This window comes from Saccharopolyspora sp. 6M (genome assembly GCF_020176775.1).
Taxonomy (GTDB): Bacteria; Actinomycetota; Actinomycetes; order Mycobacteriales; family Pseudonocardiaceae; genus Saccharopolyspora_C; species Saccharopolyspora_C gregorii.
This window is the reverse complement of sequence record NZ_JAIUJZ010000252.1, coordinates 1-11,800: the sequence shown is the minus strand read 5'-3', so window position 1 is coordinate 11,800 and position 11,800 is coordinate 1. Positions and strand designations below refer to the sequence as shown.

Sequence of the window (11,800 nt, the reverse complement as noted above, 5' to 3'; positions counted from 1 at the left end):
TGCGGGGGGGCCCCTCCGGCCGTTGCCACACACCCCGGCCCACCCGGGGCCCCGCGCGCCGGGGTGAGCGCTCGTTCGGCGGAGTTGTTCCGTCGCACCGCCGCGGCGTGGATACTTCGGGTGCATGGGCGATGACGTTTCGTGGCGGATCAAGCAGGCCAGGGAGCGGGCGGGCATGAGCCGTCCCGTGCTGGGCGGTCTGGTGGGGCGTTCGGCCGAGTGGGTCAAGGCGGTGGAGACCGGACGGCTGCAGACCCCGAAGCTGCACACGCTGATCCGGCTGGCGAAGGCTCTCGACATCGCCGATCTCGCCGAGCTCACCGGGAACCACGACCCGGTTCAGGTCTCCCGCCTCGACGGCGTGAGCACGCACTCCGCGCTCCAGGAGGTGCAGACCGCGCTCACCACGAGCAGGTTCCGCGCACCGGCAGGTGACATCGACCTGAGCCACCTGGGGGAGCGGCTGCGATCGGCGTGGACCCTCCGGCACGCCTCGCCGGACCACCGCACGAAGGTCGGACGACTGCTACCCGCTCTGATCCGCGACGCGCAGGACGCGGTGCGCGCGCAGGACGGTCCGCAGCGCAGGCAGGCGCGGCGCCTGCTCGCGGGAGTGCACCTGCTGGCCAACTTCTACGTCGCCTACCAGCCAGCGCCCGAGTTGGTGTGGCTCGTCGTCGATCGCGCGGTCACCGAAGCCCACGAGGCGGACGACCCGCAGCTGCTCGGTGGTGCCGCCTGGGCGATGGTGCAGGTGCTGCGCGAGTCCGGACGCTGGGACGAAGCGCTCGAAGTCGCTACCGGGGCGCTGCGCCTGCTGGCGGCGCGACCCGAGGACGACGAGTGGAACGGGATGCGCGGCGCGCTGCTCGCGGAATGCGCGTTGACCTGGGCGCGCAAGGGGCGGCTCGGCGAAGCCCTGCGGTACTGGGACCTCGCCGACACCGCGGCCCGGACGCTCGGGCCGGGATACCGGCACGTGCAGTCGAGCTACAGCGTTGCGGTGCTGCGGGCGCACGCGGTCAGCATCAACGTCGACCTGCGGCGCGGCGGCGAGGCGTTGCGGGCGGAGCGCAGGCTCGGCGGCGGCCGGATCGCCTCGGTGCCGCGCCGGGCACGGCACCTGATCGAGATCGCTCGCGCGCACGAGCAGCAGGACGACCGCCAGTCCACTTTGGCCACTTTGCGCGAAGCGCACCGCACCGCGCCGGAAACGACCCGGTTCAACGGCTGGGCGCGGGAACTGTCCGCCGCACTGCTGGAGAATCCGCCCACCGGCGAGGCGGCTGCCGCCCGCGAACTCGCCCGGGGGCTGCAGGTCAGCTGATCAGGTGAGGGTACGGAAGCTACCCGGATGCCGGACTCCGCTCCCTAACGTCGTGGCATGCCGAAGAAGAAGTTCCTGCCGATGACGTGGGTGTTCGCCCGCACCCCGGCGGGACGGTCCTACACGTTCCGCTGGGGGCGCGGGGAGCACGTGATGACGGTGCACTCCGGTGACCGGCGCGGCTCGCACGACGACGAGCACCTGCTCGACACCGTGCACACCGGCGGCGACTGGGACGACGACGAGGACGTGCGGGTGCTCGCGCGGAAGTGGTTGCGGTGCAACGACGAACTCCCCGAGCGCCCGCCGCGCCGCGGCCCCGGCCGCCGGTGAGGTCAGGACACCGCAGGCAGGTGCTCCTCCAGGTCGTTGAGCAGCGCGCGCACCGGCGCCCAGCACATCATCACGGTGTCGTCGTCGAGGGTCACCCCGCCCCGCAGCTCCGCAGCGGGGTGGACGAAGTTCCGGAACTCCACGACGTGATCGGCGAAGTTCTTCGCATCGCTCTGGACCCAGTCCCGCTCGTGCGCGGTGTCGAGCATGATCTGGAGCCCTGCCTTGTCCGGCTTGAACTTGCGGCCCGTCGTGCCGATGAAGCCCTCTTCCCGGATCTTCTCGTCGCGTTCCATGAACAACGAGTACAGCAGTCCCTCCACGAAGCTGCCGATGCCGATGATGGCCATGGTGTGCGCCCCGGCCTGCTCGCACAGTTCCGCTTCCCGGGCGCGGTTGAGCAGCCGGTCGACCGCCGTCGCGTCGGCGATCAGCAGCGGCAGGCGCGCTGCGAGGTTCTCCGGGGCGGAGTAGTGCGCGGCCCCGTCCGCTCCGACCTCGCCGAGCACCGGACGGCCGTCGACGAGCGAGATGACGAGTCCCTCCGCGTCCAGCTTCTCGTTGAGCTGCTCGCGGAACTGCTCGGCGATCACCCGACCATCGTCGTGCTCCACCGGATCGCACACCCGGCACAGCAGCCGCTCGATGCGCGCGTGGTCGTCCCGGTTCTCGATCAACTGCTCGGTCAGCCACGGCACTCGCGGTGTCCCGTCGTACTCGGGAGCGGGCGTCCACCCGGCCCGGCGCAGCAGCGGCTCCAGCTCGTACGACTTCCGCTCGTACGGCCCGCCCACGTCCACGATCACGGCGGCGACCCGTTCGGCGGTGCGGTCGTCCAGGGGCAACATGTCAGCGGTCCTCCCGATCTGCTTGGTCCTGGGCGATCTGCACGGCGCGGGTCAGGCGCTGCACGATGACCCGTCCGCGTTTGGCCTTGCCCAGCTCGGCCATGGCCTGGGTGATGCGTTCCTCGCGGTCCAGCTGCAGGCCGTCCGCCAGCAGCCAGCGGCACAGCCCGATCAGCTCCCGCTCGGTGTACTTGTCCATCGGCTGGCCGGGCAGCACGTCCGGGCGTGGCCCGCGCCGCGATTCGGGGGACGGGCCGGACGTGCGGACCGGCTCGGCGGGCGGCTCGGCGACGGGTTCCGCGTCCGCGTCGCGCATCGCCTCCTCCCACGCCTTGACGATCTTCTCGGTCTCGCCCGCGCGGTCCGCGAACCACGCCGAGGCCCACACGCGGTGGAAGCGCCAGCCCAGGTTCTCCAGGTGCGCCTGCCGCAGCCGGTCGCGTTCGCGGACGCTGTGCGCCCGGTGGTAGCTGTCGCCGTCCGCCTCGACCGCCAGCACCATCCGACCCGGGTGGTCCCGGTGCGCGAGCGCGAAATCGATGCGGTAGCCGGAGAAACCCCACTGCGGGTGGACCTCGACGCCCCGCTCGGTCAGCGCCCGCCGGACGTCCTCTTCGAAACCGTTGAGCTCTTGCGGCAGCTGCCGCCCCACCTGGTCGATCTCACCGTGCCGCTGTGCGAACTCCAGGTACCGGCGCAGCAGCTCGGTGCCGTTCGCAGTGTCCGAAGGAGCCAGCGCGCCCGGCTGGAACGAGCACACCACGCTCATCCGCCGCTTAGCACGGGTCACCGCCACGTTCAGCCGCCGCTCGCCGCCGGAGCGGTTCAGCGGTCCGAATCCGCGTCCGTCCACCCTGTCGTCGGCGCGCTTGGCGACGCCGATGGTGAGGATGATCGCGTCCCGCTCGTCGCCCTGCACCCGCTCCAGGTTCTTCACGAAGACCCGGGTGTCCAGAGCGGCCTGCGCGTCGAAGAACTCCTGCACGTCCGGGCGTTCCTGCACCGCCTGGCGCAGCTTCGCCTCGATCCGCGCCGCGTGCTTGTCGCCCATCGCGATCACGCCGAGGCTCTCGTGCGGGCGCGTCGTGGCGTGCTCCAGCACCAGGTCCACGACCCGTTCCACTTCGGCGGGTGCCGATCCGTCCTGGCCCGGCGAGGCCACCCCGTCGACGACGTGCAGCGACACCGGCGGTTCCTTGCTGGAGCCGGGGAAGGTGACCAGGCCGTCGCCGTAGATCTCCCGGTTCGAGAACGCGATGAGCCGTTCGTCCCTGCTGCGGTAGTGCCACCGCAGCTGTTCCTGGCGTTGGATCGGCGTCCGCATCGCCGTCAGGATCGACTCGTAGTCCTGCAGCGCCGTCTCGTCGCTCTCCCCGTCCTCGATGAGCATCCGGCCGAAGAAGTTCGACGGCGGCAGCTGCTTGTCGTCCCCGGCCACCACCAGGCTGCTGCCGCGCGCGATCGTCGCGATCGCGTCCTGCGGCTGGATCTGGCTCGCCTCGTCGAAGACCACCAGGTCGAACAACCGTTGCGCGGGCAGCGTCCGGCTCACCACCAACGGCGACATCGCCCAGCACGGGAACAGCGCCAGCAGCACGTTCGGCGCGTGCTGCACCAGGCTGCGCAACGGCATGTGCCGGGACTTCTTGTTCGCCTGTTCCCGCAGCAGCTTCGTCTCGTCCGGATGGTCGTCGCGCACCTGGCGCAACGCCTTGCCGACCTCCCAGAGCACGCGGTCGGCCGAGGAATCGCGGTGCTCGGAGTCGGCGTCCCGGTAGTCGCGGACGAGGCGGTCGTGCTCGGCGGCGGTGAAACCGCGCAGCGCGGGGGAATCCAGCTTGAACCGGTCCAGCAGCGACTTCAACCAGGTGTGCCGGAACAACGCCCAGGCCGCGTCGCCGTCGAGGTCCCGGCGGGCGATGTCCTGCACCAGCTGCCCGAGCCCCAGGCGTTCGAACTCGCCGAGCAGCCTGGTGATGTCCTCCATCCGCCACAGCGTGTCCTGATCGGCGACCAGCTCGTCGAGCTCGGCGTCCACCTGCTCGACCGGTTTGCGCTCCACGTCGCTGAGCTTCGCGAACAGCGCCACCGAGGTGAGCTGGTCGCGCAAGGTGTTGAACCGCTCCATCGTCTCGCCGAGCCCGGTCACCTCCGACGGGTGCCCGGCCGGATCGCCGAGCGCCTGCCAGCGATCCCGCTGGGAACGGACCGCCGCGAGCTTGCGGTGCAGCACCGAGCGCTGCTTGATCCCGTCGGTGGAGGCCTCCGTGAGCTCCTTGTGCAGCCGCCTGCGGGTCAGCCAGCCGAGCCTGTGCCCCGCCTGGGCGCGTTCCCGCCGCGAGGCGACCGCGAAGTACCAGTCGTCGAGCAGGGTGCTGAACACGTCCGGCCCGAACGCGCGCACGCTGTCGTTGACCTCGCCCAGCAGGTGCAGCACCTCCTGCCAGCCCGCCAGGTCCAGCGGCGTCCGCAGCCCGGTCTGCCGCAGCACCGAGGTCATGCTCTCCCGGCCCGCGTGCAAGGTTTTCGTCGCCAGCGAGTTCAGCTTGAGCAGGATCTCCTCGATGTCCTGGGCACTGCGGATCTCCGCCTGCCACCAGGGCGATTCCCGCCGCACCACCCGCAGGCCGCCCTTGTCGATGAAGCCGCGCAGGTCCTCTTCCAGGCGCGTGGCGGTGTCGGCGTCGAGCAGCTGCAGGACCGGCTTGGAGAACACGTGCGGCGAAGCGGGCGCGCGGAGTTCCAGCAACTTCGCCTGCACCTGGAACGCGCTGAGCCCCCACGGATCGCGCGGCCGGTGCAGCTCGTCGGAGAACGAGCGCAAGGCGGCGCGCCGCTTGCGCACGTCGCGGTGGTGGGCGGCCACCTCGGGCCGGGTGTGCCGCCCCGCCGACTCCAAGCTGTCCTGCAGCTGGCGTGCCACGTGCTTCTTGTCCAACCGCTGCTGGTGCAGGTCGAACACCAGCTTGTCCAGTCCGACCTGCGCCAGCCGGCCGGTGACCGCTTCGATCGCGGCCCGCTTCTCCGAGACGAACAGCACCCGCTTCCCGCGCGCCGCCGCACCCGCGATGATGTTCGCGATCGTCTGGCTCTTGCCGGTGCCCGGCGGCCCCTCGATGAGCACGTGGTGCCCGGCCAGCGCGGTGTCGATCGCCCGCTGCTGCGAGGAGTCGGCGTCGTGCACCAGGAACTCCTCGGCCGGTTCGACCGAGTCCGCGGCCGGGGCCTCGTACCCGGCGGACTGCGCGCGCACCTCCGCCTGCGCCGGCTGGTCCCCGGCGAGCGCCGCGATCAGGTCGTGTTCGGTGAGCAGCTCCACGGCCTGCTGCAGGTCCTCGACCATCGGCTGCTTGGCGTAGTTGAACAGGCCGCACACCACCGCGGGTTCCACGTCGAGCGGGACGCCCTGGCGCTCGGCGACCGAGGCGAGTTCGGCGCCCACCCGGTCGACCTGCTCCTGCGGATCCTCGGTGGCGCCCAGCACCTCCTGCACGGCCGCGGTGAACGCGGGCAGGTCCAGATCGAGGCCGTAGTCCTGGTCGAGCGCGTGCAGCAACACCGGGTTGATCTCCACGTCGCGCTCGGTCTCCAGCACGAACTCGCTCTCCGCGGCCGTGCGCGCGGTGATCCGCAGCGAGCGCAGCAGCAGCGGAGCGCGGGTGCCGCGCGCTGGTGCGTGCGCGGTCGCACCGTGCCGGGGCTTGGCCACGACCAGGCCTTGCGCGACCTTTCCGATGTCGATGCCCTGTTCCTCGGTGAACGCCGTCATGGTGCGCCGCAGCGAGCGGGCGCGGGTGCTCGCGTCCTTGTGCGCGGCGGAATCCTCGAACAGCGCGCTGAGCTTCACCGGCTTTCCGAGCAATAGATCCCGCACGAATGCGGGTTTCGCATTCGACAGGTCCAAACTCGTCGTCTTCGTGTTCTTGAAGTGCAGCAGCGTGTTCTGCGGGCCGAACTCGATGAGGTTCTTCGCCCATTGCTCTGCTGCTGCGCGCACGAGGTCGAGGCGCTGTTCGTGCTGGTCGGCGGGCATGCCGCGGATCTCCTCTACCGGAAATGTCGCACTGATTCCTGCTGACGCGGTGCAGGGCCGCCGATCGCGGCGAGCCCAACAGGATCTCGAACCACCGGGGCAGCGACAATCGTCTGAAAGGGTGAGGATTCCGCGGTGTGCGGCGCAGTTCCGAGTGGTTCTTCTGCATCGTGCCGCATGGTCCGACCCGCATTGCAAGGGGTCGGGGATCAATGGCTCCGGATATCGTGCTAGTGCTCGTGAAGTCGCCGGCAGCGGTGGAGCGGCGATTCGAGGCGGGTCCCGAACTGCGAAGCGGTAGGGCGGAGTGATCCGCCCTCAGTAGTCCACAGTGGACGTGTCGGAGGTCTTGCGCGCCGGATGCGATGCACCCCCGGAACAACGCATCCGGCGCGGCACCGCGTGCGCGGCGCTCCCTGACCCCCTGGCTCGGGTGGCAGGAACGCGGCGCACCGGACCGAGCCGGACGCACCGAAGGCCCAGCCGCGGCCCTCCCGGTGCGGAGTTCGTGGCTGAGTTGATTCCTGCTGGTGAGCAGCCTAAATTGTGGCGCCCGCCGAATACAAGGGGATGAGCGCTTACAGTGGGACGCCAGGGGTGCTCGAACCCCTGCGCTTCCTGGGGGTGTTCGTCGTGTCGGGTGGTCGGCGCGTCAGCGCGCGGCGTTTCCGGTTGCTCTGCGAGCAGCGCGGCTACGGTTACCCGGAATTGGCCCGTGACCTGCGCAAGCGGGGAGTCGTGGTGTCCAGGGACGGGATCGCGAGATTGGGCCGGGCGCCCGATTCACCGCTGCCGCTGTACGCCGCCGAACTCGCCGGGCTCCTCAAGACCTCCGTGGCCTACATCACGGGCCGCGACGGGCAGTTCCTCGGCAAGCGGTTCCGCGACCTGTACCGGCAGCGCGGGTGCTCGCTGGCGGCGCTGGCCGACCAGCTGCACCGCTCCCGGCAGGTCAAGGTCTCCACGCAGTACCTGCAGCAGCTCGCCTGCGGCCGGAACACGAACCCGCGCGCCGAGATCGTGGACGGGCTCGCCGCGCTGCTGGGCACCACGCCGGACTACCTCAACGGGTGCGACGAGGTCGTGGTGCCCGAACAGGTCCGGCGCACTCCGCGTCCCGGGCCCCGCACCGCCGCCGAGAGCTGAACCGGTCAGCCGTGCGCGGCCGGCCGCTCCTGGTGCGCGTGCAGCGCGTGCGCCCACGCGACCAGCGGCTCGGCGACCACGCGGAAGTCCAGGCCCGCCCGGCTCAGCGAGTAGGTCGCGGGCCGCCCGCCGCGGTCGTGGTCGACCAGTCCGCGCCGCTCCAGCTCGCTGAGCCGCTGCGACAACGTGACCTGGCTGATCCCGACCTCGCGCGCCAGCTCGTTGAAACCGCGCGGCCCGGTCAGCAGCACGCACACCACGTGGATGGCCCACTTCTCCTGGAACAGCCCCAGAACGCCGCCGGAGACCTCACCAGGTTCGGTGGGGCGCAACCCGTTCCGCGTCGCCCACGCCGTCATCTCCGCGAACATCGGCCGCAGGCCCGCGCCGCGTCCGGTCAGCGAATAGCGGGTGCGCGGCGGAGATCCGTCCAGGACCTCGCGGCGCACCAGTCCCGCGTCGGCGAGTTCCGAGAGTCGCTGCTTGAGGGTGCTGGGGCCGGGGCCGGGAACCTGCCTGCGCAGCTCGTTGAAGCCCAGCGGGCCCGCGCTCAGCGCGTGCACGACGTGCAGCGCCCAGCGGGTGTTGAGCACACCGACCGCGGCGACGAACACCTCGTCGTAGCGGACCTCGGTCGCTCCTTCCGGCACACGCCCATGATACGGACCGCTCCGCGCGGCTCGGGCGCTGCGCCGTCCTCGCGCGAACGGCGCGAGGGGATCATCGGGGCGAAGTTCCTCCCAGGCGCGGAGACCGCCCCGTTCCGCGTCCGGGAGTTCCGCTCACTCCGGCCTGCGGTGCCCGCCGCCCGCGTTGTTCAACCCGGACAGCAGCCGCTGCATCACCTGCGGGTCCAGCTCTTCCGGCTCGTCGCCCAGCGCCTCGGCGGCGGGGGAGCGGCGCTTCTCGCGGCGCGGCAGCGGAACGGCCGAGGCGTTCATCCCCGGCGGCAGCGCGAGTTCGCACCAGCGGCGGTTCCCGACTCCGCGCAACGGCTCCACGCCGGTGCGCTTCCCCTCCAATTCCTGCAACGTGGCGGGAGCGGGGCCGCGGGTCTCGTCCTCTACTTCGATGACCAGGCAATCGCCGCGCAATCGCAACCTGATCGTGAGGAATCCCGGAGATTTCGGGTCGGATGCCTGCACCGCGGCGTCCACCATGCTGAGGGTGGTCTGCGCGGCCTCGTCCGCGAGCGGCCGCAGCGACCACTCGCTGAGGGTGAAGCGCACGAAGATGTCAGTGCAGTTCATCGCGGTGGGCAGGGCGATGAGTCGCAGGTCGTCGACCTGTGCGGTGTCGGCGTTCACCTGGTTCCTTCCTGTCGTGCTCCGGTGCGAGCCGCAGTCGTCACCCGGACTCCGTATCTTGCCAACCTGGCTTTCTCCCGCGTCCGGCAGGGTTGCCGCTGAGGGTGTCATGCCGGACGGTCCGCGCGACAGTCACGATCCGAACGCGGCGAGGGCCGTCGTGCGGTGCGGCGGAGGGTTCGTGATCGATCCACTGTGCGCACCGCCGCGTCGGTGGTGATGAGCTCGGTGACAACGTGCGCCGGAATTTCGGTGCGGGCAGCGGATTTTCCACGCGGAACGTTGTGCCGGGGGATTCCCCTCGGTAGCGTCCGAATCGTCCGGTGGCAATTGAAATTCCCGCCAGGCATCGCACTTCTCATCTCAGTCGGAATGTCCCGCGCGAACTCGTGCGTTCGCGCGGCGGCTGGAAGTTCTCTAGTGGTCCGAAATGAACGCCGGGCGGTGTCCGCAGCTCGGGCGCCGATGCCGCGCGCAGACTGGAGGAACTGTGCACCTGAACGCCGAACGCTCTCGAACCGCCCGACGCGGGGCGGCCCTGGTCGCCGGGGCGGCGCTGGCCGCCACCGCGATCGGGACCGGAACCGCCGCGGCGGAGCCGGTGACCACCACCCTCGGCTACACCTGCGACTTCCCGCTGATCGGCAAGGGGCCGGTCAGCACCGACATCGCGGTGACCCTGCCCGACTCCGCGGTCGCCGGCCAACCCATCGAAGCCACCGACTTCAGCGCGGCGGTGACCGTCCCGGAGGACACCGTGAACGGGTTCGACCTGGTCGGCGCGGCGACCGTCGAAGGATCCGCCACGGTGACCGCCGTGGTCACTGACGGGGCGGGTGCCGCGCAGGACGTGGTGATCCAAGACCTGCCGGTGCCCAGCACGCCCATCCCCGACTCGGGCCCGCTGGTGGTCACCGCCGCCGGCCCGGTGCCCGCGGTGACGCCCGCGGCGGCCGGGGCGGCGACCGTGTCGGTCGCGGACTCCTTCACCGCGAAGCTCACCCCGAAGAAGACGGACGGTTCCGGCACCCTGCTCGGCACGTTCGACCTGACCTGCACCGTCGACCCCGGGCAGGACCTGGTGCTCGGCACCGTCGCGGTCACCGAGGCCGCGGTGGCCCACCGCAGCTGACCCGCAGACCCCGGGGCGGTGCCGACCGCCCCGGGGTTCCGGGACCGGCGACCGCGCTCGATCTCGGTTGGGCGCGGATTCACCGAGCTGAACCGAATCGGTGCCTCGCGGTGCGGTTCACTGGTGCGCTGTGCCGCGGATCACCCGAGAGGAGCCCACCGTGCGACGTCTGCTCGTCCTGGCGACCAGCGTGCTGGCCGCCGCGCTGCTCGCCCCTCCGGTGGCCGCCGCGGCCCCCGGGGTGGCGATCACGCACCGGACCGTGCCCGGTGCCGACGGCGTCCCGCTGGAGGCGAAGGTGATCGAACCGACCGGGCGCGGCGACGGCCCGTTCCCGCTGCTGGTGATGCCCGCCAGCTGGGCGACGCCGAACATCGAGTACGTCGGTGCCGCCGCAGGCATGGCCTACGACTCCGGGTACGTGGTGGTCACCTACACCGCCCGCGGCTTCTACGCTTCCGGCGGAGCCGTCGACGTGGGTGGCCCGGCCGACGTCGGGGACGCCTCCGCGGTCATCGACTGGGCGTTGGCGAACACCGGCGCCGATCCCGCGCGGATCGGGATGGGCGGCATCTCCTACGGCGCGGGGATCAGCGTGCTCACCGCGGCCGCGGACCCGCGGGTGCGGGCGGTGGCGGCGATGAGCGGCTGGAGCGACCTGCTCGCCTCCCTCTACCCGAACGAGACCGTCAGCACCCAGGCGGCCGAAGCGCTGCTCGCCGTCGGGCACGTCACCGGCCGGTTCGGCCCGGAGCTGCGGGAACTGGAACGCGCCTACCGGGAGGACCGCGTCGAGGACGTGCTGCACCTCGGCGACGACCGGTCCCCGCTGCGCGAGGTCGACCGGCTCAACGCGAACGGCACCGCGGTGCTGCTGGCGAACGCGTGGGAGGACTCGCTGTTCCAGCCGGGGCAGATCACCGGCCTCTACCGGCGGCTCACCGGCCCCAAGCACCTGCTGCTGTCCCCGGGCGACCACGCCACCCCCGACCTGTTCGGCGCCGCCGGGCTCCCCAACGACGTGTGGGACGCCGCCCGCCGCTGGTTCGACCACCACCTGCGCGGCGCGGACAACGGCGTCGACACCGAGAACCCGGTGCGGCTCGCGCCGATCAGCGGCGGCACGTGGCGCGACCACCCCGACTGGGAGTCGGTCACCGGCACCGTCGACACCCGGCACCTCGCGGCCTCCGGGCTGCTGTCCGACCGGCCGCAACCGGCGTGGCGGCGCGAGGTCCGCACCGGCGTCCCGACCGCCGCCGACAGCGGCACGATCTTCGTCAACGGGCTGCTCCAGCAGTTCACCGGCATCCCGCCGCTCGCCCCGGTCGGGCTGCTCGACCGCGCGGCGGCGGGCGTGTGGCAGACCGAGCCCTACCCGACCGGCGTCACCGTCGCGGGAGCGGCGGCGCTGCACGCCACCGTCGTCCCCCGCGCGGAGACGACCTCGCTGGTCGGCTACCTCTACGACGTGGACCCGGCGGGCGGCGGCAAGCTCATCACCCACAAGCCGATCACGTTGCGCCGCAGCACGATCGGCGAACCCCGCGCGGTCGACCTCTCCTTGGAACCCGCGCTGTGGCACGTCCCCGCCGGCCACCGCCTCGCCCTCGTCGTCGACACCGTCGACCCCCGCTACGCCACCGAACCCCCGGGCCCGCTCACCACGCTCAC

9 protein-coding genes are annotated in these 11,800 nt (G+C 71.5%); 5 read left to right on the top strand and 4 right to left on the bottom strand.

All coding sequences use genetic code 11. The features are described 5' to 3' along the window. The first annotated feature begins 124 nt into the window (after positions 1-124). Positions 125-1,327: a helix-turn-helix transcriptional regulator gene (locus LCD31_RS26405; RefSeq protein ID WP_224962457.1), complete on the top strand. Its 1,203-nt coding sequence runs from the start codon at positions 125-127 to the stop codon at positions 1,325-1,327. Positions 1,328-1,384: 57 nt separating this feature from the next. After that, on the top strand, positions 1,385-1,660 hold the full coding sequence (locus LCD31_RS26400; RefSeq protein ID WP_224962455.1) for a hypothetical protein: 276 nt from the start codon (positions 1,385-1,387) through the stop codon (positions 1,658-1,660). Between the two features lie 2 nt (positions 1,661-1,662). Here LCD31_RS26400 and LCD31_RS26395 read toward each other — a convergent pair whose 3' ends face one another. After that, a complete protein-coding gene (locus tag LCD31_RS26395; protein WP_224962453.1) occupies positions 1,663-2,508 on the bottom strand; it encodes a hypothetical protein in 846 nt (281 codons plus the stop codon). Between the two features lies 1 nt (position 2,509). Beyond that, positions 2,510-6,541 carry an AAA domain-containing protein gene (locus LCD31_RS26390; RefSeq protein ID WP_224962451.1) on the bottom strand — a complete coding sequence of 1,344 codons (4,032 nt, stop codon included), beginning with the start codon at positions 6,539-6,541 and terminating at the stop codon, positions 2,510-2,512. A gap of 570 nt (positions 6,542-7,111) precedes the next feature. Between LCD31_RS26390 and LCD31_RS26385 the strand changes: the two genes are divergently transcribed. Further along, positions 7,112-7,687: a helix-turn-helix transcriptional regulator gene (locus LCD31_RS26385; protein ID WP_224962449.1), complete on the top strand. Its 576-nt coding sequence runs from the start codon at positions 7,112-7,114 to the stop codon at positions 7,685-7,687. A gap of 5 nt (positions 7,688-7,692) precedes the next feature. On the opposite strand, the gene LCD31_RS29700 is transcribed toward LCD31_RS26385, so the two are convergent. Both LCD31_RS29700 and LCD31_RS26375 read right to left on the bottom strand, forming a co-directional pair. Next, positions 7,693-8,337: a helix-turn-helix domain-containing protein gene (locus LCD31_RS29700; protein WP_224962447.1), complete on the bottom strand. Its 645-nt coding sequence runs from the start codon at positions 8,335-8,337 to the stop codon at positions 7,693-7,695. Between the two features lie 132 nt (positions 8,338-8,469). Next, complete coding sequence (locus LCD31_RS26375; protein ID WP_224962445.1) at positions 8,470-8,994, bottom strand: ATP-binding protein; 525 nt, start codon at positions 8,992-8,994, stop codon at positions 8,470-8,472. 490 nt (positions 8,995-9,484) lie between these two features. On the opposite strand from LCD31_RS26375, the gene LCD31_RS26370 reads away from it, so the two are divergent. Both LCD31_RS26370 and LCD31_RS26365 read left to right on the top strand, forming a co-directional pair. Continuing rightward, the gene (locus LCD31_RS26370; protein WP_224962443.1) at positions 9,485-10,126 is read left to right on the top strand and encodes a DUF6801 domain-containing protein; all 642 of its coding nucleotides are present in this window, start codon (positions 9,485-9,487) and stop codon (positions 10,124-10,126) included. 160 nt (positions 10,127-10,286) lie between these two features. Beyond that, positions 10,287-11,800, top strand: a 1,514-nt coding sequence (locus LCD31_RS26365; protein ID WP_224962439.1) for a CocE/NonD family hydrolase, incomplete at its 3' end; no start/stop codon positions are given.

Bases quoted from the DNA above. Each gene is read 5' to 3' on its own strand.
- LCD31_RS26405 (WP_224962457.1), top strand. From the start codon at position 125: ATGGGCGATGACGTTTCGTGGCGGATCAAGCAGGCCAGGGAGCGGGCG.
- LCD31_RS26400 (WP_224962455.1), top strand. From the start codon at position 1,385: ATGCCGAAGAAGAAGTTCCTGCCGATGACGTGGGTGTTCGCCCGCACC.
- LCD31_RS26395 (WP_224962453.1), bottom strand. From the start codon at position 2,508: ATGTTGCCCCTGGACGACCGCACCGCCGAACGGGTCGCCGCCGTGATC.
- LCD31_RS26390 (WP_224962451.1), bottom strand. From the start codon at position 6,541: ATGCCCGCCGACCAGCACGAACAGCGCCTCGACCTCGTGCGCGCAGCA.
- LCD31_RS26385 (WP_224962449.1), top strand. From the start codon at position 7,112: ATGAGCGCTTACAGTGGGACGCCAGGGGTGCTCGAACCCCTGCGCTTC.